Genomic DNA, 21,014 nt, shown 5'->3' with positions numbered 1-21,014 from the left:
GCTGACGATCAACATGCAGGTCTCCGTCGATGGCGTGGCGCAGGGCAACGGTGGACCGGAGCACCGCGGCGACGGGTTCGAACGCGGCGGATGGGCCCGGCCGCACTTCGGCGGCGAGTCCGGGGCCTATGTCGGCCGGCTGTACCAGAGCGCCGACGCGTTCCTGTTCGGCCGGTGGACCTACGATCTGTTCGCGGGTTACTGGGGCGTGCGGGAAGATCGGGACAACCCCATCGTCGATGCCTTGAACAGCAAGCCGAAGTACGTGGCGTCGAACACGCTCACCGAACCGCGCTGGGCGGACACCACCGTCCTGTCCGGTGACCTCGCGACGGCCATCCGGGAGCTGAAGGCCAGGCCGGGAGGAGAACTGCAGGTGCACGGCAGCATCAACCTGGCCCGCTGGCTGCTCGCGAACGACCTCGTCGACGAGCTGAACCTGCTCGTGATCCCGGTGGTCGTCGGCCAGGGCACCCGGCTGTTCCCCGACAACGGCCCCGACCTGGCGCTCGACCTGGTCGAGTCGCGGACCTTCCCGGACGGCATCACGCTCCAGGTCTACCGCTCGGCCGGGCGCCCGCAGTATGCAACGGACTGAGGCACGAGACCGAGAGGATCTGCAGATGCAGTACCTGTTTTCCGTGATCCACGACAGTGCCGACCTGGCCGCCCCGGAGGAGCAGGCTGCCATCGCGGTGTTCAACGACCGGCTCAAGGCGTCGGGGAACTGGGTCTTCGCCGGTGGCCTCGCATCGCCCGACGCGGCCACCGTCATCGACAACCGGGGTGCGGAGGCGCTGTTCACCGACGGACCGTTCGTGGAGTCGAAGGAGTTCCTCATCGGCTTCTGGATCGTGGAGGCGCCCGACCTCGACGTGGCGCTCAAGCTCGCCGCCGAGGGGTCGAAGGCGTGCAACCGCAAGGTCGAGGTGCGGCCGTTCCGGTGAGCGAGGTCCAGGCCGCGATCACCCGGGTGCACCGCGCGGAGTGGGCGCGCGTCGTCGCTGCGCTGACCAGGCGGTTCGGTGACCTCGACATCGCCGAGGAGGCGGCGGCGGAGGCGTTCGCGACCGCCGTCGAGCGGTGGCCGGCCGACGGGGTGCCGCCCAACCCCGGCGCCTGGCTGACCACCACCGCCAACCGCAAGGCCATCGACCGGATCCGGCGCGAGAACAAGCGCGACGACAAGCACCGGGAGGCCCTGATGTTGTCCGGCGACGACCCGCCCGAGCCGCCCGACACCATCGGCGACGAGCGGCTCCGGCTGATCTTCACCTGCTGTCACCCGGCGCTCGCGATGGAGACCCGGGTGGCGCTGACGCTGCGCATGGTCGGCGGTCTGACCGTGCCCGAGATCGCCCGTGCCTTCCTGGTGCAGGAGACCGCCATGGGGCAGCGGATCACCCGCGCCAAGGCGAAGATCAGGGCGGCGCGCATCCCCTACCGGGTGCCGGCCGCGGAGGACCTGCCGGCCCGGGTCTCCGGCGTGCTCGCCGTCCTCTTCCTCGTCTTCAACGAGGGCTACCTGGCGACCGGCCCGGACACCGATCCGGTACGGCACGACCTGACCGCCGAGGCGATCCGGCTCACCCGCCTGATCCGTACCCTGCTGCCGCAGGACGGTGAGGTGGCCGGCCTGCTGGCGCTGATGCTCCTCATCGAGGCCCGCCGTCCCGCCCGGGTCTCGGCCGGCGGCGACCTGGTCCCGCTCGACGAGCAGGACCGCGGAGCCTGGGACGCGGCGCTGGTCGCCGAGGGGCACCGGCTGGTGCGCGAGCGCCTGGCCGCCGGGGTGGCTCCGGGTCGCTACCAGATCCTCGCCGCGATCAACGCCGTGCACACCTCCGCCCGCGACGTGCGCGACACCGACTGGTCGCAGGTCGTCGCCCTCTACGACCAGCTCGCCCGGCTCGATCCCTCCCCGATCATCGCCCTCAACCGGGCCATCGCCGTCGCCGAGCTCGACGGCCCGGAGGTGGCCCTGGCGGTCGTGGACCGCCTCGCGGACGACCTGGCCGGATATCACGCCTACCACGCCACCCGCGCCGACCTGCTGCGCCGCCTGGGCCACAACGGCAAGGCGCGCGCGGCCTACGACAGGGCCATCGAGCTCGCCGGCAACACCGGCGAAACCGCCCACCTGACCCGCCGCCGCGACCAGTTGGGATAGCGGCTCAGCGGATGGTGAGGGTGGGGGTGGTGGGGGGACGCAGCTCGCCGATGACGGGGTGACCGGGGAGCTCGCCGGCCACGAGCAGGCCGCCGGAGGTCTGGGCGTCGGCCAGGAGCAGAGCGTCCTCCTCGCCGATGGCGGACAGGTCGGCGTGCGGCGAAACCCAGTCGAGGTTGCGGCGGGTGCCGCCGCTGACGTAGCCGGCGCGCAGCGCGGGGCGGGCGGCCTCCAGGTACGGGACGGCTTTCGCGTCGATGACCGCGCTGAGGTTGCTGGCGCGGGCCAGTTTGTACAGGTGGCCCAGCAGGCCGAAGCCGGTGACGTCGGTGGCGCACCGGATCCCCGCCGCGACGGCGGCGCGGGCGGACTCGGCGTTGAGCTGCGTCATGGTGGCGACGGCCTCGCCGAAGACCTCGCCGGTGGCCTTGTGGCGGCTGTTGAGCACGCCGATGCCGAGGGGCTTGGTGAGGGTGAGCGGGACACCGGCGACCCCGGCGTCGTTGCGCAGCAGGTGGTCGGGGTCGGCGATGCCGGTGACGGCCAGGCCGTACTTGGGTTCCGGGTCGTCGACGCTGTGACCGCCGGCCAGGTGGCAACCGGCCTCGGCGGTCACCGCCAGGCCGCCGCGCAGAACCTCGGTTGCCAGTTCGGTGGGCAGCACGTCACGGGGCCAGCCGAGGAGGTTGACGGCCACCACCGGCTGGCCGCCCATGGCGTACACGTCGGACAGGGCGTTGGCGGCGGCGATCCGGCCCCAGTCGTAGGGATCGTCGACGACGGGGGTGAAGAAGTCGGTGGTGAGGATGAGGGCGTGACCGCCGTCGATGCGGACCACGGCGGCGTCGTCGCCGGTGTCGAGGCCGACGAGGAGCTCGGCGCGGCCGGCGACCGGCGCGGCGGACAGGCCGCTGACCATGGCTTCCAGCTCGCCGGGCGGGATCTTGCAGGCGCAGCCGCCGCCGTGCGCGTACTGGGTCAGCCGGACGGTCATGGCTGTCCCGCCTCCCCGGAATTCCCTGCCGTGGTCACGTCGGGAGAGGAAAGGTGCTGGTTGGCCACGTGGCTGTGGCTGGCTTGCGTCACGTTCCCCTGAGGTGCGGTTGGCAGAAGGGATGTCATGGTCGGTCTCCTCGGATTTGCCTGCGGTCGTCGGAAAGGCGCTGGGTGATCCCCTTGCGGTCGAGCAGCTCCAGCAGTGGCACGGCGACCCGGCGGGTGGTGTCGAGTGCGACCCGGGCCTGGCTCACCGTGAACGGTTGGGACAACGCGGTGAGGACCGTGACGGCCCGCGGGATGCTCTCCGGCAGCAGCACGACGCCCTCGGCGATGCGGACCAGGGCGCCGGCACGGACCGCGGCGCCCAGCTCGCGTGGGCCCAAACCCAGGCGGGCCAAGCGTTCCGTCGCCGGGGCGGCGAACGGGTTGGTGGCCAGCTCGGCGCGAACCTTGGCGACCGCCCGGTCGACCGGAGCCGGCAGGGCCGACTGCTGGCCGGCCCGGACCACCCGGCCGGACCGCTCCACCAGGGGCGCGGCGACCAGGGCGTGCACCAGGGCCCGGTCCGGTAACCGCAGCGCCTGGCGCACCACATCGACCGGGGGCCCGGGTTCGAGCGGATGGTCGCGCAGCCAGGCGGCCACGAACCGGGGCAGCCGCTCGCGCAGCCGGCCCAGCACCGCCGGCTCGACCAGCCAGTCGCCGGCCACGGGAGGCGAGGTCACGGTCACGCCCATGCGTTCCAGGTCCGCGCGCCGGGCCATGCCTCTGCGGGCCAGTTCGGAGTGCTCGTCGGCGCGGCCGTCCAGCACCGCGAGCACCTCGGCGCGGGCGGCGGCCGCGCGGCGGCGGGTCAACGCGGGCGGCGCCACGTCGAGCACGGTCAGGCCGCCGGCGATGTGGTGCGCACCCGGGTCGCGCAGCAGGCCGCGGTCGCCGATCCGCAGCGGCAGCGGGCCGGCCAGGGTCAGCCGTGCGGTGTCCGTGCCGAGTGGACGGACCCGGGCGGTCACCGCCGCCGAACCCAGGTGCAGCATCACGCTCGCCGGTAACGACTCCACCGGGTCACTGTGCACCCGCACGTCGAGCACCGTGCTGTGGTGGAAGCGTTGCGGGGTGAGCAAAGCATCACCGCGACGAAGATCGTGTCGTTCCACGCCACGCAGGTTGACGGCGACCCGGGCCACAGCGTCCACTTCGGACAGAGCCGTCCCGAGGGACTGCAGTCCACGGATCCGGGCGGTGCGGCCCAGGGACGGAATCTCCAGCTCGTCGCCGACCCGGAGCCGGCCGGCGGACAGGGTCCCGGTCACCACCGTGCCGCTGCCCCGGATCGAGAACGACCGGTCGATCCACAGTCGGACCGGTGCGGCCAGATCGGGTTCGGGCAGCGCGGAAAGCAGGCCGGCGAGCGCGGCGCGCAGTTCCGGCAGACCGGCGCCGGACGGTGCGCTGACCGCGACCGCGGCCACCTCGCCGAGCGAGGTGCGGGCGATCTCCGCCAACGCCTGCCGGCGCGCGGGTTCGGGGTCGGCCAGGTCGCTGCGCGCGATGACGCACACCGCGTGCCGCACCCCGAGCGCGTGCAGCGCGGCCAGATGTTCGGCGGACTGCGGCATCCAGCCCTCGTCCGCGGCGACCACGAACAGGGCGGCCGGCACCGGACCTACTCCGGCGAGCATGTTCGGCACGAACCGTTCGTGGCCCGGCACGTCGACGAACGCGACGGTCATCCCAGGGCGCAGTTCGGTCCAGGCGAAGCCGAGGTCGATGGTGAGCCCGCGGCGCTGCTCCTCGGCCCAGCGGTCCGGTTCCATTCCGGTGAGCGCACGCACCAGGGTGGACTTGCCGTGGTCCACGTGGCCGGCGGTGGCGACGACGTACATGTCATGCCCTCCGCACCGCGTTGAACACCGTGCCGTCGTGTTCCGGTGGCACACAACGCAGATCGAGCAGCAGGCGGCCGCGCTCCACCCGGCCGACGACGGGTGGTTCGCCGGTGCGCAGCGGGGTGGCGAGTTCGGGATCGAGGGCTACCGCCCAGGAGGGCAGCTCCACCCCGGGGGCTCCGCCGCCGCCGACGACACTGGTGGTTTCGGTTGCTTCGGCAGGGATTCCCTCGGCGCACAGGGACTCGGCCAGGGCTTCGGCTCGGGCGCGGAGTTCTTCGGCCGGCCGGCGCAGGGCTTGCCGGGTGGGGGTGGCCGGGCCGCTCAGGGTGGCTTCGAGGGCGGCGAGGGTGAGCTTGTCGACCCGCAGCGCGCGGGCGAGGGGGTGCCGGCGGAGCTGTTCGATCAGGTCCGGCCGGCCGAGCAGCAGGCCGGCCTGCGGACCGCCGAGCAGCTTGTCGCCGCTGGCGGTGACCAGGTCCGCGCCGTCGCGCAGGACCGTCGCGGCGTCCGGTTCGTTGGGTAGCAACGGTTCCGGGCACAGCAGGCCGGAGCCGATGTCGACCACGACCGGCGGGCCCAGGCCGGCCAGGTCCCGGGTGGGCACCGTGGCGGTGAAGCCCCGCACGACGAAGTTGGACGGGTGGACCTTGAGCAGGAAGGCGGTGTCCGGGCCGATCGCGGCGGTGTAGTCGGTCAGTGCGGTGCGGTTGGTGGTGCCCACCTCGCGCAGCCGCGCGCCGGTGGCGACCAGCAGGTCGGGCAGCCGGAAGCCGTCGCCGATCTCGATCAGTTCGCCCCGGCTGACCACGATCTCCCGGCCGGCCGCGAGTGCGGTCGCGGCCAGCACCAGCGCCGCCGCACCGTTGTTGACCACGTGCACCGCCCCGGCGTCCGGGACGGCGGCGGCCAGGGCCGCCAGGGTGCCCCGGCCGCGCCGGGCCCGGTTGCCGGAGCCGAGATCGAACTCGACGTCGGTGGACCCGGCCGCCGCCGCCACCGCCTCCGTGGCGGCCTGTGACAGCGGCGCCCGGCCGAGGTTGGTGTGCAGCACGACGCCGGTGGCGTTGAGCACCGGGCGCAGCGACGTGGCCAGCAGGGGCAGCGCCGCGACGGCCGCGTCGGCGACGCCGGCCGGGTCCAGCTCACCACGCCGGGCCAGGTCCTGTGCGGCGGTGACGGCCGCCTTCACGGTGACCCGGCCCAGGCTCTCGACCGCGGCGGCCAGCCGTGGATCGGCCAGGACCGCGTCGGTGCGCGGAATGTCGCGCCGCCGGTCCCTCGGCTGGTCGGTCCGCACCCACCACCCCATCCGTTCGCTGTGGCGGAGGCGGACGGGAATCGAACCCGCCTGGCCCGGATACCGGGCCACACCGGTTTTGAAGACCGGGAGGAGCACCAGCCCCTGAACGCCTCCAACCCCATAACCCTGTCGGTTGGAAACGATCTGTCAAGCGGGACTCAACCCGAGGGGGCGTCCGGCCAGGCCACGGCCGCGCGCGGTGAGCCGGTCGGCCACCGCGCGCAGTTCCTTGGCGGCCGGGGCATCCGGGTCGGCGAGCACCAGCGGCGTGCCCGCGTCGCCCTGCTCGCGCAGCCGGACGTCCAGCGGCACCTGCCCGAGCAGCGGCACGTGCCCGCCGACCTTGCGGGACAACGCATCCGACACGGCGGCGCCACCACCCGAGCCGAACGGCTCCATCCGCTGCCCGCAGTGCGGGCACGGCAGCCAGGACATGTTCTCCACCACGCCGGCCACCCGCTGGTGGGTCTGCAGGGCGATCGCCCCGGCCCGCTCGGCCACCTCCGCCGCGGCCTGCTGGGGCGTGGTCACCACCAGCAGTTCCGCGGCGGGCAGCAACTGCGCGACCGAGATCGCGATGTCACCGGTGCCCGGCGGCAGGTCCAGCAACAACACGTCGAGATCGCCCCAGTAGACGTCGGCGAGGAACTGCCGCAGCGCGCGGTGCAGCATCGGTCCGCGCCAGACGATCGGGTCGTTGCCGGCGGTGAACATGCCGACCGAGATCACCCGGATGCCGTGCGCGGCCGGCGGCATGATCATCTGCTGGACCTGGGTGGGCCGGGCGGTCACGCCCAGCATCCGGGGCACCGAGTGCCCGTACATGTCGGCGTCGACCACGCCGACGGTGCGGCCCAGCGCGCTGAACGCGGCGGCCAGGTTCACCGTGACCGACGACTTGCCCACCCCGCCCTTGCCGCTGGCCACGGCGTAGAGCCGGGTCAGCGACTCCGGCCGGGCGAACCGGATCTCGCGCTCGTCCCGCTCCCCCATCAGCCGCCGCTGCAGGTCCTGGCGCTGCTCGTCGGTCATCACGCCGAACTCGACCCGGACGCCGGTGACGCCGGGCAGTCGCGCCACCGCGGCGGTGACCTCGCGCTTGATCGTCTCGTGCAGCGGACAGCCGCGGATGGTCAGCAGCACCGTGACCCGCACCGCGCCGGCCGGGCTGATCTCGATGCCGCCGACCATGTCCAGTTCGGTGATCGGCCGGTGGATCTCCGGGTCCTGCACGGTGGCCAGCGCCCGGGTCACGTCCTCGACGGTCGGCATCGGCTACGGGTACTGGGCGCTGAAGATCACGGCGGCACGCAGCGCCAGCACGCCGACCAGCACCAGCCCGGCGGCCGCCGCCGATCTGGCCGCCGACACCGACTGCACCGGCACCGTGACGCCTTCCGGGGTGACCGCGAGCCCGCTGCCGAGCAGACCGCCGATGCCGGGCACGAGACCGGCCAGGGCCACCAGCCAGAGCAGGGCCCACGGCATGCCGAAGGCCTGGCCGAAGGTTCCGGCCGGCATCAGGGTGATCGCGAAGATCACGATCAGCAGCAGTTCCAGCACCGCGTAGAGGCGCTCGGAGACGGTCAGCGGTCCGGCGCTGGCCGCCGCGTCGGCCCGGTAGCGCAACAGGTACAGCAACAGCGCCGCCGAGCCGGACAGACCCGAGACCAGGAACAGCCCGCCCAGCGCCCAGGTGTCGCTCCACACCGGCTGGTTGGACACCGCGAGCAGCACCCCGGTGTAGCCGGCGACGAACAGGCCGAGCAGCGCGCCCACGGCGGCGAACACCGTGCCGAACCCGCCGTCGAGCAGCCCGACCAGCGGGAAGCGGATCCTGCCGTCGAGCACCAGGGCGTGCACGAACGAGGCCGTGGCGAACACGCCGAAGACCAGCAGTGCCCAGACGCCGACCGACATCGGGGACCAGTAGAAGAAGTTCAGCCCCCCGTCGCCCGGCGTGGTGTTCCACATCATGTGCCAGAACCGCAGCGGTGAACCGAGGTCGAGGATCAACAGCACCGGACACGGCAGCAGCGCCAGGAACGAGACGTGGTAACCGATCCGGGCGGCCGGCTCGTCGGCCGGATCGCCGCGCAGCCGCATCAGGGAGGCGATCACGTAGCTGCCGCCGGACAGTCCGGCGCAGAAGAAGTAGAACAGGATGTACCAGGTCCAGTCGGGCGAGCCGGCGAAGTGCTGGGCCGGTTCGGCGAGCGCGGTCATCGTTCGTCACCGGCCCCGGGTTCCACCGCCGGTTCCCGGCGGCGGCGCAGCGCGAACAGGCTGGCGAGCACGCCGAGCACGGCGGCGCCGGCCATGCCGAGGTAGCCGCCGGCGTTGTTGCGGCTGGGCAGCACGGCGTTGTCGGCGTCGGGCAGCCGGTAGGCCTGGGGTTCGTCCATCAGCAGGAAGAAGGCGTTGAGGCCGCCGTAGACCGAGTCGTCCTGGCCGTACAGGCGGGCCTGGGTGACGCCCTGGTCGTGCAGGTCGGACACCCGTTGCTGGGCGGCCGCGCGCAGTTCGTCGACCGGGCCGAACTGGATCGAGTCGGTCGGGCATGCCTTGGCACAGGCCGGTTCCAGGTTGCCCTGCAGCCGGTCGTAGCACAGCGTGCACTTCTGTGCGACGCCCTTCGCCTTGTCCATCTCGATCACGTCGTACGGGCAGGCGGCGATGCAGTCGCGGCAGCCGTTGCACACGTCCGGCTGGATGTAGACGCTGTCGAACTCGGTGCGGATGATGGCCCCGGTCGGGCACACCTCCAGGCAGCTCGCCTGCTGGCAGTGCTTGCAGACGTCGGACATCATCAGCCACGCCTTGCCGGCGCCGGGGCCCGCGGTCTGGTCCGGCACGTTGTCGATGAACGCCACGTGCCGCCAGTTCTGCGCGTCCAGCGTGCCGGTGTTGTCGTAGCCGTCGCCGAAGACCGGCTCGTTGCCGGGTAGCTGGTTCCACTGCTTGCAGGCCACTTCGCAGGCCTTGCAACCGATGCACACGCTGGTGTCGGTGAAGAACCCGTAGGCCCGGCCGGGCGTGATCTCCGCCATCGCTAGAACCCCATCAGGTTGGGTGTGATCTTGGAAAAGCCGCGCTCGGCCGCGAACAGATCCAGCGGCACCGCCGCCAGCTCGTCGACCTCCGGCACCGCACCGGGATCCCGCCCCAGGTCGATGTCGATCAGGTACCGCGCGCAGTTCGCGCAGGCCTCCACCCGCAGGTGCGGGAACATGCCGGCGGGGGTGCCCCGGCCGACGCGCGGCGCGGCGTCCCGTTCGGCGAACATGGTGCGTTTCCCGGTCTCCCCGCAGAACCCGCAGGCGTTGCCGGAGTAGTCCCACCGTGCCGCGCAGCGCGCGCAGGCCAGTTCGCGGCGGCCGGCGACGAGCGGGTCGCCGCTGTCCAGCCGGACCGACAGTTGCGGCGGTCCGGCGCAGTGCGGGCAGCGCCGGTCCCCCCGGGGCGCGGGGTCGGCGGCACAGGCATCCCCGGCGTCCACCGCGGCGAGCGGACCCCGGAGGGTGGCGCGGGCCAGGTAGCGCTCCGTCGGTTCCAGGCCCTCGCCCGCGAGCCAGGCGGCGAGCAGGGCGGCGACCTCGCCGTCGGCGCCGGACACGCTGTCGGCCAACGGTTTCGGGCCGTGCGCGACGGTCGCGGCGAGCACGGCGGGGAACACCTCGCGGGCGGCCCAGCCGGCCAGTTCCGCCGGTGGCACGTCGCGCGCCCGTGACCAGGCGTCCTCCCACACGTCCAGCAGTGCCAGGTAGAGCCGGAGCTGCTGGGCGGCGAAGGGGTGTTGGACGCGCAGGAGTTCCGCCCGCCCGCGGAGGGCGGCCCACGGGCTGGTCCGGACGCGCGGCGTGGCCATCAGATCTTCTCGAGGTTGACCAGGAACGACTTGAACTCCGGCGTGCGCGAGCTGGCGTCGCCGACGAACGGGGTGAGCGCGTTGGCCAGCCAGTGCTGGCCGGTGTTGATGCCGACGAAGCCCCAGTGGATGGGGATGCCGATCTGGTACACCTTCTTGCCGTCGATCATCAGCGCGCCGAGCCGGCTGGTGACCACCGCGCGCACCTCGAGCTTGCCCCGCTTGGACGAGACCCGCACGTGGTCGCCGTTGACGATTCCCTTCTCCCTGGCCAGTTCCGCGGGCACCTCGACGAACGCCTCCGGTTGCAGCTGGACCAGGTGCTCGACGTTCTGGGTGACGTAGTGCTCGTGCTCGGTGAGCCGGTAGGAGGTCGCCACGTACGGGAACTCCCGCGCGGTGCCGAACCGGTTGCCCCGGCCCGCCTTCTCGTCGTACCGGAACGCCGCCGGGGTGGTCGACACGTTGGGGTGCAACGGGTTGTCCACCGGCGACTCGACCGGCTCGTAGTGCTCCGGGAACGGCCCGTCGGCGACCCCGTTGCTGAACAACCGGCCGGTGCCCTCGGCGGTCATGATGAACGGCAGCGGGGCGGTCGGACCGGGCGCCGCGGTGGCCGGATAGTCCGGCACGTCGCCGACCCACTTGTTGGCGGCGGCGTCCCAGGCGATGCCCACCCGCTTCGGATCCCACGGCCGGCCCTGCGTGTCGGCCGACGCGCGGTTGTACATGACCCGGCGGTTGAGCGGCCAGCTCCACGCCCAGTTCGGGTAGAAGCCCATGCCGGTCGGGTCGTTCTTGGCCGGATCCGCGATCCCGGCCCGGCGTTTGGCGAGGTTGCCGGTCTCCGGGTAGTGCCCGGTGTAGATCCAGTCCCCGGCCGTGGTGGTGCCGTCGTCGAGCAGCGCGGCGAAGGTGTCCAACCGCTTGCCGGTGGTCAGGCTCTTTCCGTTGATCTCCTGGGCGATCTCGTCCAGCTCCGGCCGGCGCGCGTCCCGGTAGGGCATGGTGAGCGCCTTGAGCGCGTCCGGGAACTTGCCGCCCTGCTGCGCGTAGAGCTGCTTGACCCGGTCGAACAGCTCGGCGAGCAGCCAGTGGTCGTGCCGGGCCTCGCCCTCCGGCGGCAGCACCTGCTCCTTCCACTGCACCCACCGGCCGCTGTTGGTGAACGACCCGTCCTTCTCGATCCAGTGTGTGGCCGGCAGCATGAAGACCTCGGTCTGCACGCTGGCCGCGTCGATGCCGGGCGCTTTCCAGAACTCCGAGCTGGTGGTGTTGAACGGATCCATGACGCACAGCCACTTGAGGTTGGACAGTGCCTGGAGCACCTGGTTGGAGTCCGGCCCGATGCTGGTGGCCGTCATCCCGGACAGGATCAGGCCCTCCATCTTGCCGCGCAGTGCCTGGTCGAAGATGGAGATCCAGGACGAGTTGGCCGCCGGCTTGGGCAGGTAGTCGAAGGCGAACTCGTTGGCCGGTGTGGCGGCGTCGCCGTACCAGGCCTTGAGCAGGCTCACCATGAACTTGCGGTAGTTCTCCCCGAAGAAGTTCACCGAGTTGGGCCGCAGCTTCCTGGTGGCGCTCGCGGCCAGGTAGTCGGCCAGGTTCTTCTGCCCCGGTGCCGGGATCCGCAGGTAGCCGGGCAGGATCTCCCAGGAGATGGCGTGGTCGGTGTTGCCCTGGATGTTGGCGTGGCCGCGTTCGGCGTTCATGCCGCCGCCGGGCCGGCCCATGTTTCCCAGCAGTAGCTGCAACAGCGCCGCCGAGCGGATCAGCTGGACCCCGGTGGTGTGGTGGGTCAGGCCGACCGCGTAGACGATGGTCATCACCTTGTCCGGCCGGCCCGTCTCGCCGACCAGCTTGGCCACCTCGAGGAACTGCTCGCGCGGGATGCCGGTGATCCGCTCGACCATCTCCGGGGTGTAGCGCTTGTAGTGCTCCCGCATCAGGTTCAGCACCGAGCGCGGGTTGGCCGGGTCCACCTTGGCGAAGCCGCCGTCGGTCTCGTACGCCCAGGCTGCGGTGTTGTAGGCGCTGGTCTGCGCGTTGAAGCCGTTGAACAAACCGTCGGTGAAGGCGTAGTCAGCGCTCACCACGTGGCCGGCGTTGGTGGCCCAGTCGACGTACTCCTTGTGGTAGAGCTCGTTCTGCAGCACGTAATTGATCAGCCCGCCGAAGAAGGCGACGTCGGTGCCGGTGCGGATCCGCACATGGTGGTCGGAGACCGCGGAGGTCCGGGTGAACCGCGGATCGGTGTGGATCATCTTCGCGCCACGCTCCAGCTTGGCGCGCATCATCCAGCGGAAGCCGACCGGATGTGCCTCGGCCGGGTTGGCGCCGTTGATCAGGATCAGATCGGCGTGCCTGATGTCGCGCCAGTGGTTGGTCATGGCTCCCCGGCCAAACGTGGCGGCCAAACTGACCACCGTGGGGCCGTGTCAAACCCGGGCCTGTTGCTCCAGGTGGACCACCCCAAGACCACGCATCAGCTTGGCGGCGAGGTAGCCCTCCTCCGAGCTGAACGCCGCGCCGCCGGCGAAGGCGATGCCTTCGCAGCGGTTCACCACGTTTCCGTTGGCGTCCTGGGTGACGAACGTGCGGTCCCGGGACGCCTTGATGTTCTGGGCCAGCTTGTCCAGGGTGAAGTCCCAGGACACCCGCTGCCAGTCGGTCTGGCCCGGGGCGCGGTAGAGCGGGGTGGGCACCCGGCGCCGCGACATCGCCAGCTGCAGCGAGCTCGCGCCCTTGGGGCACAGGGTGCCCTCGTTGACCGGGCTGTCCGGGTCGCCCTCGATCTGCACGAGCTCGGTGTGTCCGGAGTCGGACTGCTTGGTGTAGGCCAGAATCGAGCAGCCGACCGCGCAGTACGGGCAGACCGAGTGTTTGATCGTCGTGCCGTCGAGCCGGAGCGCCTGCTTGACCTGGCTGGCGGCCGCGACATCGAAACCGAGTGCGGAAAGCCCCACCGCGCCCGTGCCGGCAACACCCAGTCCGAGGAACCTGCGCCTGGTGACCTGCTCCATCGCCGGTCTTCCTTCCACGCCCCGTGACGGCACCGTCACACCCATTCTCGATCTCACCGGGCGTCCGGCGCAACGCCTCAGCCCTGAGCGATCTGAAGGTCGAGCCGTTCGCCCGGGTCATCGGGGTTGCGCAGGATGTCCAACAGGCGCGGTCCGGCCGCGACCACGACCCCGGTCACGCCGCGCTCGGCGGCCGCGGCGCGGGTCTGCCGGAAGGACTCCCGGCCCTCGGGCGGCGGCACGCGCTCCCAGACCTCCTCGCCGGGCTCGGTGAACCGGCCCTGGCTCAGCCGGGCGATCGTGTCCCGGGTGCGGGCCGGGATGTCCGGCAGCGCGACCACCAGCCGGGCCCGGAAGGTCACCACGGCGAGCGCCGCCACCAGCGCCAGTTCGTCGAGAGCGGGTTCCGGACCGAAGTCGACCCACAGCGCGTCGGCTCCGGCGGCGTCGAACGCCGCCGCGTCGGCGAGCCACTCGCCGAGGTCGCCGGGCTCGGCGAGCAGAACGCCGACCAGGACCATGCGGTCAGCCCGCCCAGACGAAGATGCGGACGAGGTTGGCTGGCAGTCGATGGCCACGGAACCCCCTACGGAACTGCGACAAAAATACAGAACGGGTGGCCGGCGGGATCGGCGTAGACGCGCAGCGGTTCCTCCGGGTCGTCGGAGAGGTCGCGCAGCAGGCGGGCGCCCAGGGCCATGGCACGTTCGTGCTGGTGGTCGAGCTCGGCGCGGTCGGGCACGGTCATGTCCAGGTGCAGTTGCTGCGGACGCGGGCCCTCCGGCCAGGTCGCCTCGGGCAGTTCGGCGACCCGCTGGAACGCCAGCCGGGACCGGCCGGTCTCGTCGCGCAGCACCAGCCAGTCGTCCACGCCGTCCGGGGTCTCGTGGCCGGGCCGGTACCGCAAACCCAGTAGCTGCCGGTAGAACTCGGCGAGGGCGCGGGCGTCCGTGCAGTCCAGCACCGTATGCCGCAGGACCGGGAACCTCGGCAATCGGACCACCTCCGGGCGCCAGACTGCCATAGCGGACGATGGACGGGTGAGTGCAACGCTGGTCGCCAAGGGGTTGGCCGCCGGGCACGGGGACCGGGTGCTGTTCTCCGGCCTGGACCTGGTGGCGGCGCCGGGCGACGTGATCGGGCTGGTCGGGGTGAACGGGGCCGGCAAGTCGACCCTGCTGCGGGTGCTCGGCGGGCTCGTCCCGCCGGAACACGGCACGGTCCGGTACAGCCCGCCGTCGGCGACCGTGGGTCACCTGCCGCAGGAGCCGGACCGCCGCCCGGGCGAGAGCGTGCGGGCGTTCCTCGGCCGCCGCACCGGGTTCACGGCCGCGCAGGCGGCGCTGGACGCGGCCACCGCCGCGCTCGGCGACGGCGCGCCGGGCGCCGACGAGTCCTACGCGACCGCGCTGGAGCGCTGGCTGGCGCTGGGCGGTGCGGACCTGGAGGAGCGGACCGCCGCGGTGGTCGCGGATGTCGGGCTCACCGCCGGGCTGGACGCGGCCATGACCGCGCTGTCCGGTGGCCAGGCCGCCCGCGCGGGACTGGCCGCGCTGCTGCTCAGCCGCTACGACATCTTCCTGCTCGACGAGCCGACCAACGATCTGGACCTGGACGGCCTGGAGCGGCTGGAGGCGTTCGTCACCGGCCTGCGCGCGGCCACCGTGCTGGTCAGCCACGACCGGGAGTTCCTGGCCAGGACGGTGACCGGGGTGCTCGAGCTGGACCTGGCCCAGCAGCAGGTGCGCGAGTACGGCGGCGGCTACGAGTCGTACCTGGCGGAGCGGGAGGTGGGCCGGCGGCACGCCCGGGAGCGTTACGAGGAGTACGCCGACACCCGGTCGGCGCTGGAGCTGCGCGCCCGCACCCAGCGGGCCTGGATGGACAAGGGGGTGCGCGCCGCCCGCCGCAAGGCGACCGACAACGACAAGATCGGGCGCAACCGGCGGGTGGAGACCACCGAGAAGCAGGCCGCGAAGGCCCGGCAGACCGAGCGGCTGATCGAACGCATGGCGGTGGTCGAGGAGCCGCGCAAGGAATGGCAGCTGCGGATGGAGATCGCGGCGGCGCCCCGGGCCGGCGCGGTGGTCGCGTCGCTGCGCGGGGCGGTGGTGCGGCGCGACGCCTTCACCCTGGGACCGGTCGACCTGCAGATCGACTGGGCGGACCGGGTCGCGATCACCGGTGCGAACGGGTCGGGCAAGTCCACCCTGCTGGCCGCGCTGCTCGGCCGGGTCGAGCTGGCCGAGGGCCACGCCGCGCTCGGGCCGGGGGTGCGGGTCGGCGAGGTCGACCAGGCCCGCGCGCTGTTCACCGGCGAGTCGAGCCTGCTGGCCGCGTTCGAGGCCGAGCTACCCGCGACGCCGCCGGCCGAGCTCCGGACGCTGCTGGCGAAGTTCGGCCTGGCCGCCGCGCACGTGCTGCGCCCGGCGCAGCGCCTGTCCCCCGGTGAACGCACCCGCGCCGCCCTGGCGCTGCTGCAGGCCCGGGGCGTGAACCTGCTGGTGCTCGACGAGCCCACCAACCACCTGGACCTGCCCGCCATCGAACAGCTGGAGGCCGCGCTCGCCGGCTACCCGGGGACGTTGCTGCTGGTCACGCACGACCGCCGGATGCTCGCGGCGGTGCACACCACCCGGCACGTCCACCTCACCGCGGGCCGGGTCACCGAGCGCTGAGGCCCCGGCGGCGGTGCCAGATCGCGGCGACCGGAACCATGATGTAGATGGCGATGAGCAGGTAGCCGAGCACGGCGAAGACCGGGAGGAACAGCCCGAGGCCGATCATCACCAGGTAGCTGGCCACCCCGGGGGTGAGGTGGGTGGTGAGGGTGCGCACGTCGGTGTCGGCGAAGTCCGGGTGCACCAGGCCGGCGTGCACGGCGTAGCGCCACAGCACGGACAGCAGCACCGACGTCAACAGCAGGTTGCCGCCGTAGATCACCGCAACGATCCGCTCGCCGGGCTCGCCGACGTACTCGGCCAGCAGCCGGGTGGGATACGGCAGGAACGACACCACCATGAGCAGCAGCAGGTTCAACCGCAGGAAGAGCGAGTTGACCCGGTCGAGATACTCGGTGATCACCGTGTGCGTGACCCACACCGCCCCGATGGTCGCGAAGCTCACCACGTAGGCCAGGTACGACGGCCAGTTCTCGAGCAGCACCGGCCACACCGGCCGGTCCTCGCTGTGCGGGACCTCCAGTTCGAGCACCAGCACCGTGATCACGATGGCCAGCACCCCGTCGCTGAACGCCTCGACGCGACCGGTGCGGTACCGCGCCGCCGGGCCCCTGCCGGTCTCGCTGTCTTTCGATTCGCCGTCGGCCATACCGTCCGATTCTGGCCATCGGCGGCCGGAACCGATCACCCGTCGCGGGTGAGCCTTCACACGGCGGCGAGCACCGCGTCGAGCGGCCGGGGCAGGACGTCCCGGTCGAGTGCCGCCTCGACGAGCAGCCGGGCGTAGCGCAGGTTGCGGACCGAACTGCTGCGCACGAACCGGTAGAGCTGTGCCTCGGGCGGGCGGCCGCGCCACGCGGGCTGGCTCTGGAACGACCGGAACGACCTGAGATCGCGGTGGGCGTCGAAGAGGGCCTCGGTCCCCGCGGCGCCGACCGCGCGGATCAACTCCTCCTCCAGATCGTTGACACAGCGGTAGAACCCGAGCTGCTCAAGGTCGGCACGGGAGCCCGGGGAGCCGATCTCGAGCGCGGCCAGGCCGCGCCGGAACACCTCCTCCTCCCGGACGTCGTAGAGCCCGGCGAGTCGCAACCGGGTGCCCAGCGGGTCCAATCCGGTCAGGATGCGGCGGATCGCGTGCGCCCCGCCGATCGGCAGGACCACGATCCGTTCCGCGTCGAGATCCCGGCCGCGGCCCACGGCGGCCGTCTCCAGTGCGATCTGGTCGCTGATGCCCTCCACGAGCACCACGGCCTCGGCGTCGTCGACCTTCGCGATCGCGCGGGCCGTCGCCCGGGTCGTGGCACCGGGACCACGGTCGTAGCCGGCGAGCTCCCTGCGGCCAAGCTCACGGCGGGACACGCCCTACAGCCTAAAGCGGGAGCGCAGGAACGCGGCGGTCTGGGTGTGCGCGACGCGGGCGGCGTCCAGGCTGGCGGCCATCGCGTAGAAGCCGTGGATCATGCCTTCGTAGCGGGTCGCCTCGACCGGGACGCCGGCGGCACGCAGCCGCTCGGCGTACCGCTCGCCCTCGTCGCGCAGCGGGTCGTACTCCGCGGTGATCACCAGCGCGGGCGGCAGGCCGCTGTGGTCGTCGGCGAGCAGCGGGGACACCAGCGGGTCGCGGCCGTCGTCCGGAGTGGACAGATAGTTCTTCCAGTACCACGCCACGGACCGGCGGTTGAACAGCGCCGGATCGTCGTTCTCCCGCATGGACGGGGTCTCGCCGCGATAGTCGGTGTTCGGGTAGACCAGCACCTGGGCGACCAGCGGCGCCTCGGTGTCCCGGCGGGCGAGCAGGGTGACGGCGGCGGCGAGGTTGCCGCCCGCGCTGTCCCCGCCGACCGCGATCCGGTCCGGGTCGGCGCCGACCTCCCCGGCGTTGCGCGTGATCCAGCGGGTCGCGGCGTAGCAGTCGGACACCGCGGCCGGGAACCGGTGTTCCGGTGCCAGCCGGTAGCCGACGGTGATCACCTGACAGGGCACCAGGTTGGCCAGGATCCGGCAGATCGCGTCGGAGGTCTCGATGCTGCCCAGGGTCCAGCCGCCGCCGAAGAAGTAGACCAGGGTCGGCATCGCCTCGGCGGTGTCGCACGGCCGGTAGATCCGGATGGGCAGTTCCCCGTCCGGGCCGGGAATCCTCCGGTCGATCACCTCGTGCACCGGCTCTCCGGTGCCGCCGGCGGCCTTGATCGCGGCCAGGTCCGCCGCCCGGGCCTGGTCGACCGTCAGGGTGTACAGCGGCGGGGTGCCGGCGGCGATCGCCTTCTCCCGCAACGCGCGCACCTGTGGATCGAACGGCATGAGAGTCCCTTCGACGACGCGGGATCCCGGCGGGTGCGCCGCGCACCCGCCGGGATCACCCCCCTCGGAACCTAACTCACCAGGCGCAGCGGGATGGCGTCGGCCATGGCCTGGTTGCCGGCATCATTGGGGTGGATGTGGTCGCCGAAGTCGAACTCGGCCCGCAGCTTGCTCGGCGCGGCCGGGTCGCGCAGCACGGCGTCGAAGTCGATCAGACCGTCGAACTCGTGCGTGGTGCGCAGGAACTGGTTGACCGCGTTGCGGGTGGCTTCCTTCTCCGGTGTCCACTCCCCGGCCGGTGCGCCGGGTGTGACCGCGAAGCCCTCGAACGGGCCGAGGGTGGCCGGGATGAACCGCAGCCCGCGTTCCTTGACCTGCGTGCCGACCTTGCGGATCGCGTCGATGATCGCGTCGGCCGAGTCACCGGTCATCCAGATGTCGTTGATGCCGAGGTCGAACAGCACCGTGCGGACACCGGTCTGCGGGAAGACGTCCTCGTTGAGCCGGGCGCCCGCGTTCGTGCCGAGTTGCACGAAACCGGGGAAGCCGCCCGCGCCGGGTTCGGGACCCTCGTGGTTGAGCCGGTTGCCGGACAGGCTGGCGTTGAGCACGCCGGGGGCGTCGTTGCCGTGCCGCGCCTCGACCAGCCGCTTGGCCAGCAGGTCGGGCCAGCGCTTGTTGGCGTTGAGGGTGCTGCCGTTGGCGTCGCCGAGCGAGTCGCCGACCACCACGATCGAGCCATCGGGCCGGTGCCGCAGCACGTCGACGCCGGAAAGCGCGTACCAGCAACAGGTCCGGGTGGTGGTGAACCCGGCTCCGGTGGCGGCGGTGCTCAGGTCACCGGCGCCGGCGAAGCTGTTCTGCTGGGAGGTCGCGTGCCAGCTCACCGGTCCGCTGGGCACCGGGAAGTACACCGTGACCACGAGGTCGGACAGGTCGGCGACGCGCAGGTTCACCGGATCGCTGAGCAGTTCCTGGCCCCTGAGCATGGTGGTGGACTGCCGGCCGTTGAAGGTCAGGTCGCGCAGCGTGGCCGGGTCGATGTCGTTCAGCTCGGGAGTGGCCGTGTTCGGCTTCGCCACGGTGGCGTGGCCGATCGTGGCGGTCGCCTCACCGAAGACGTGGCTCAGCCGGACCCGGACCTTCTCGCCGCCCACGGACACGTGCACGATCATGCGCACGGTCTGGTTGTTGAACCCGTTGCGAGCGGATCCGGTCGGCTCGGCGCCGGTGACCGCGGCCGCCCAGGTGCCGACCCATTCCCGGGACCGGTTGAAGTCGGACCCGTCGCCCGGCGCCGCCGTGCTTCCGGTGGAGACCACCGCGGGCAGCGTGACTGCCAACAGAACGGCTGCGCCAACCGAACGCCATTTTCTTGGCGTCTTCATGGAAAATGGACCTCCCGAAAAAAGGACCGGGGGATGAGCTACCCCCGGTCACCAAAGCTTGTGCGCGAACGCTAGTACGGGCCCAACAAGCCGTCAATCATCCTGGGAAACTGACTCCAATCGGCGCAACGGGATTGCTCCACGACCGGCAACGCACCGCATTCCCTCGGTTGCGCTGGGCTATTTCAATTTCCGTCAGAGCCCCAGGACCTCCGGTGCGGTCGCGATCGCCCGATACCGTTCCGCGGGTTCGTCGACAAGTCTGCGCGTTTCCAGGTCGAGCAGGCCACCGATGCTGGAGATCTCCGCGACCAGCTCGCCGTCGGTGCGCCGGACCTCCTGCGGAACCCGGAAAGTTTTGCCCGAACCCCAGGTGATTTCACAGGACACGTCGACCGTGTCGCCGTAGAAGAGCTCGCTGTGGTAACGAATGACGGTCTCCAGGAAGACCGGACCGATGCCCGTCGACCGCAGCCGCTCGAGGTCCGCACCGGCCGCCCGCATCAGTTGCCAACGCGAATGCTCGGCGTATTGCAGGTAAACAACACCGTTCACGTGTCCGTTGCTGTCCAACTCGTACGCGCGCACCGAGAACCGTTCGGAAAACTGCCCCGCCATTTCGCCCGCCTCCGCGCGTCGCCGGTCACCCATCGCATCCAGCCGATCGCGAACAGCGACCGGTGGTCATACGACACATTACCGGTTAGAGTCCCAAGACCGATCGAACGTGGGAGTAGGCAGTGGATTCCGTGTTACCCAGTGGCGCCAATTACGTATTGCGCGCCCTGGAGCTGTTTGCCGAATACGGGGACCGCGAAGCCCCTCGCAAGGGCGATCAGACATTGACATTTGCCGCGCAGACCCTGGTCCCACAACGGGGAGACACGGCCGTCGGCGCACCGGGGTGAACCGGCGCGCCGGTCTCGTCGCCCTGATGGCGGCGGACGTCATCTCGGCTCTGGGTAACTGGATCACCGCGATCGTGCTGCCCTGGCTGGTGCTGGAGACCACCGGCAGCGCGGTCAAGCTGGGCCTGGTGGCCGGGGCGGAACTGTTGCCGTACCTGGCTTCCGGCGTGTTCGCCGCGCCGCTGGCCGACCGGTTCGGCCTGCGCCGCACCTCGATCGTGACCGACCTGGGCAGTGCGCTCGCCATCGCGGTGATCGCGGCCGTGCCCGGGATCGGATATGTCGCGCTGCTGGCACTCGCCGCTGTCGTCGGTGGGCTGCGCGGCGTGGGCGACCGCGCCAAGCACGTGCTGCTCGCGCCGATGGCCCGGCAGGCCGGCACACCGGTGGTCCGGATGACCTCGTTGTACGAGACCCTCACCCGGGGCACCCAGATGCTCGGCGCACCGATCGGCGGCCTGCTGATCTACTGGCTGGGCCC

Annotated in this window: 21 protein-coding genes and 1 tRNA gene; 5 read left to right on the top strand and 17 right to left on the bottom strand. The window is 71.8% G+C overall.

Going from position 1 to position 21,014, the window contains the following annotated elements:
- Position 1 precedes the first annotated feature (1 nt).
- Genes VFO68_RS23000 through VFO68_RS22990 form a run of 3 tightly spaced genes read left to right on the top strand, consistent with a single transcriptional unit; the run spans position 2 to position 2,170 of the window.
- Positions 2-598, top strand: a complete 597-nt coding sequence (locus tag VFO68_RS23000) for a dihydrofolate reductase family protein (RefSeq protein WP_414635556.1) — start codon at positions 2-4, stop codon at positions 596-598.
- 25 nt (positions 599-623) lie between these two features.
- Complete coding sequence (locus tag VFO68_RS22995; RefSeq protein WP_325160433.1) at positions 624-947, top strand: YciI family protein; 324 nt, start codon at positions 624-626, stop codon at positions 945-947.
- A complete protein-coding gene (locus VFO68_RS22990) occupies positions 944-2,170 on the top strand; it encodes an RNA polymerase sigma factor (RefSeq protein WP_325160432.1) in 1,227 nt (408 codons plus the stop codon). The genes VFO68_RS22995 and VFO68_RS22990 overlap by 4 nt, the downstream gene beginning before the upstream one ends.
- Before the next feature lie 4 nt (positions 2,171-2,174).
- On the opposite strand, the gene selD is transcribed toward VFO68_RS22990, so the two are convergent.
- The 12 genes from selD to VFO68_RS22930 all read right to left on the bottom strand — a co-directional run bounded on the left by selD (position 2,175) and on the right by VFO68_RS22930 (position 14,276).
- Positions 2,175-3,164, bottom strand: coding sequence for a selenide, water dikinase SelD (selD, locus tag VFO68_RS22985; protein ID WP_325160431.1), 990 nt, complete (start codon positions 3,162-3,164; stop codon positions 2,175-2,177).
- A 124-nt stretch (positions 3,165-3,288) separates the two neighbouring features.
- On the bottom strand, positions 3,289-5,055 hold the full coding sequence (gene selB / locus VFO68_RS22980) for a selenocysteine-specific translation elongation factor (RefSeq protein WP_325160430.1): 1,767 nt from the start codon (positions 5,053-5,055) through the stop codon (positions 3,289-3,291).
- A gap of 1 nt (position 5,056) precedes the next feature.
- Positions 5,057-6,358, bottom strand: coding sequence for an L-seryl-tRNA(Sec) selenium transferase (gene selA / locus VFO68_RS22975; protein WP_325160429.1), 1,302 nt, complete (start codon positions 6,356-6,358; stop codon positions 5,057-5,059).
- A gap of 22 nt (positions 6,359-6,380) precedes the next feature.
- Positions 6,381-6,475 (bottom strand) — tRNA-Sec (locus tag VFO68_RS22970).
- A gap of 33 nt (positions 6,476-6,508) precedes the next feature.
- The gene (locus VFO68_RS22965) at positions 6,509-7,633 is read right to left on the bottom strand and encodes an Mrp/NBP35 family ATP-binding protein (RefSeq protein ID WP_325160428.1); all 1,125 of its coding nucleotides are present in this window, start codon (positions 7,631-7,633) and stop codon (positions 6,509-6,511) included.
- 3 nt (positions 7,634-7,636) lie between these two features.
- Complete coding sequence (gene nrfD / locus VFO68_RS22960; protein ID WP_325160427.1) at positions 7,637-8,587, bottom strand: NrfD/PsrC family molybdoenzyme membrane anchor subunit; 951 nt, start codon at positions 8,585-8,587, stop codon at positions 7,637-7,639.
- A complete protein-coding gene (locus tag VFO68_RS22955; RefSeq protein ID WP_325160426.1) occupies positions 8,584-9,411 on the bottom strand; it encodes a 4Fe-4S dicluster domain-containing protein in 828 nt (275 codons plus the stop codon). Before VFO68_RS22955 ends, nrfD begins: the two co-directional genes overlap by 4 nt.
- A 2-nt stretch (positions 9,412-9,413) precedes the next feature.
- The gene (gene fdhE, locus VFO68_RS22950) at positions 9,414-10,229 is read right to left on the bottom strand and encodes a formate dehydrogenase accessory protein FdhE (RefSeq protein WP_325160425.1); all 816 of its coding nucleotides are present in this window, start codon (positions 10,227-10,229) and stop codon (positions 9,414-9,416) included.
- A complete protein-coding gene (gene fdnG / locus VFO68_RS22945; protein WP_325160424.1) occupies positions 10,229-12,655 on the bottom strand; it encodes a formate dehydrogenase-N subunit alpha in 2,427 nt (808 codons plus the stop codon). The genes fdhE and fdnG overlap by 1 nt, the downstream gene beginning before the upstream one ends.
- A gap of 12 nt (positions 12,656-12,667) precedes the next feature.
- Positions 12,668-13,252 carry a hypothetical protein gene (locus tag VFO68_RS22940; RefSeq protein ID WP_325160423.1) on the bottom strand — a complete coding sequence of 195 codons (585 nt, stop codon included), beginning with the start codon at positions 13,250-13,252 and terminating at the stop codon, positions 12,668-12,670.
- A 77-nt stretch (positions 13,253-13,329) separates the two neighbouring features.
- Positions 13,330-13,773, bottom strand: a complete 444-nt coding sequence (locus tag VFO68_RS22935; RefSeq protein ID WP_325160422.1) for a hypothetical protein — start codon at positions 13,771-13,773, stop codon at positions 13,330-13,332.
- A 65-nt stretch (positions 13,774-13,838) separates the two neighbouring features.
- Positions 13,839-14,276 (bottom strand): VOC family protein, encoded by a 438-nt coding sequence (locus VFO68_RS22930; RefSeq protein ID WP_414635555.1) that lies wholly within the window; start codon positions 14,274-14,276, stop codon positions 13,839-13,841.
- Positions 14,277-14,292: 16 nt separating this feature from the next.
- Here VFO68_RS22930 and VFO68_RS22925 point away from each other — a divergent pair, with 16 nt between their 5' ends.
- Entirely contained in the window at positions 14,293-15,930 is a 1,638-nt protein-coding gene (locus tag VFO68_RS22925) for an ABC-F family ATP-binding cassette domain-containing protein (RefSeq protein ID WP_325160420.1), read from the top strand.
- Here VFO68_RS22925 and VFO68_RS22920 read toward each other — a convergent pair.
- The 5 genes from VFO68_RS22920 to VFO68_RS22900 all read right to left on the bottom strand — a co-directional run bounded on the left by VFO68_RS22920 (position 15,917) and on the right by VFO68_RS22900 (position 20,276).
- Positions 15,917-16,582, bottom strand: a complete 666-nt coding sequence (locus tag VFO68_RS22920; protein ID WP_325160419.1) for a TMEM175 family protein — start codon at positions 16,580-16,582, stop codon at positions 15,917-15,919. The genes VFO68_RS22925 and VFO68_RS22920 overlap by 14 nt on opposite strands.
- 56 nt (positions 16,583-16,638) lie before the next feature.
- On the bottom strand, positions 16,639-17,295 hold the full coding sequence (locus VFO68_RS22915; protein WP_325160418.1) for a TOPRIM nucleotidyl transferase/hydrolase domain-containing protein: 657 nt from the start codon (positions 17,293-17,295) through the stop codon (positions 16,639-16,641).
- Between the two features lie 3 nt (positions 17,296-17,298).
- On the bottom strand, positions 17,299-18,237 hold the full coding sequence (locus VFO68_RS22910; RefSeq protein WP_325160417.1) for an alpha/beta hydrolase: 939 nt from the start codon (positions 18,235-18,237) through the stop codon (positions 17,299-17,301).
- Between the two features lie 71 nt (positions 18,238-18,308).
- On the bottom strand, positions 18,309-19,559 hold the full coding sequence (locus VFO68_RS22905; RefSeq protein ID WP_325160416.1) for an SGNH/GDSL hydrolase family protein: 1,251 nt from the start codon (positions 19,557-19,559) through the stop codon (positions 18,309-18,311).
- Between the two features lie 261 nt (positions 19,560-19,820).
- Entirely contained in the window at positions 19,821-20,276 is a 456-nt protein-coding gene (locus VFO68_RS22900) for an acyl-CoA thioesterase (RefSeq protein ID WP_325160415.1), read from the bottom strand.
- 283 nt (positions 20,277-20,559) lie between these two features.
- On the opposite strand from VFO68_RS22900, the gene VFO68_RS22895 reads away from it, so the two are divergent.
- Positions 20,560-21,014: MFS transporter (locus tag VFO68_RS22895; protein WP_325160414.1), on the top strand; the 455-nt coding region annotated here is incomplete at its 3' end.

Origin of the sequence: Actinophytocola sp., assembly GCF_035712165.1 — a bacterium.
GTDB lineage: Bacteria > Actinomycetota > Actinomycetes > Mycobacteriales > Pseudonocardiaceae > DASYTH01.
This window is presented reverse-complemented; position numbering and strand designations above follow the sequence as displayed.

Excerpts from the sequence above, each read along its gene's own strand:
- VFO68_RS22995 (WP_325160433.1), top strand. The coding sequence starts at position 624 with ATGCAGTACCTGTTTTCCGTGATCCACGACAGTGCCGACCTGGCCGCC.
- selD (WP_325160431.1), bottom strand. The coding sequence starts at position 3,164 with ATGACCGTCCGGCTGACCCAGTACGCGCACGGCGGCGGCTGCGCCTGC.
- selB (WP_325160430.1), bottom strand. The coding sequence starts at position 5,055 with ATGTACGTCGTCGCCACCGCCGGCCACGTGGACCACGGCAAGTCCACC.
- VFO68_RS22965 (WP_325160428.1), bottom strand. The coding sequence starts at position 7,633 with ATGCCGACCGTCGAGGACGTGACCCGGGCGCTGGCCACCGTGCAGGAC.
- nrfD (WP_325160427.1), bottom strand. The coding sequence starts at position 8,587 with ATGACCGCGCTCGCCGAACCGGCCCAGCACTTCGCCGGCTCGCCCGAC.
- VFO68_RS22955 (WP_325160426.1), bottom strand. The coding sequence starts at position 9,411 with ATGGCGGAGATCACGCCCGGCCGGGCCTACGGGTTCTTCACCGACACC.
- fdhE (WP_325160425.1), bottom strand. The coding sequence starts at position 10,229 with ATGGCCACGCCGCGCGTCCGGACCAGCCCGTGGGCCGCCCTCCGCGGG.
- VFO68_RS22940 (WP_325160423.1), bottom strand. The coding sequence starts at position 13,252 with ATGGAGCAGGTCACCAGGCGCAGGTTCCTCGGACTGGGTGTTGCCGGC.
- VFO68_RS22935 (WP_325160422.1), bottom strand. The coding sequence starts at position 13,773 with ATGGTCCTGGTCGGCGTTCTGCTCGCCGAGCCCGGCGACCTCGGCGAG.
- VFO68_RS22930 (WP_414635555.1), bottom strand. The coding sequence starts at position 14,276 with ATGGCAGTCTGGCGCCCGGAGGTGGTCCGATTGCCGAGGTTCCCGGTC.
- VFO68_RS22920 (WP_325160419.1), bottom strand. The coding sequence starts at position 16,582 with ATGGCCGACGGCGAATCGAAAGACAGCGAGACCGGCAGGGGCCCGGCG.
- VFO68_RS22910 (WP_325160417.1), bottom strand. The coding sequence starts at position 18,237 with ATGCCGTTCGATCCACAGGTGCGCGCGTTGCGGGAGAAGGCGATCGCC.
- VFO68_RS22900 (WP_325160415.1), bottom strand. The coding sequence starts at position 20,276 with ATGGGTGACCGGCGACGCGCGGAGGCGGGCGAAATGGCGGGGCAGTTT.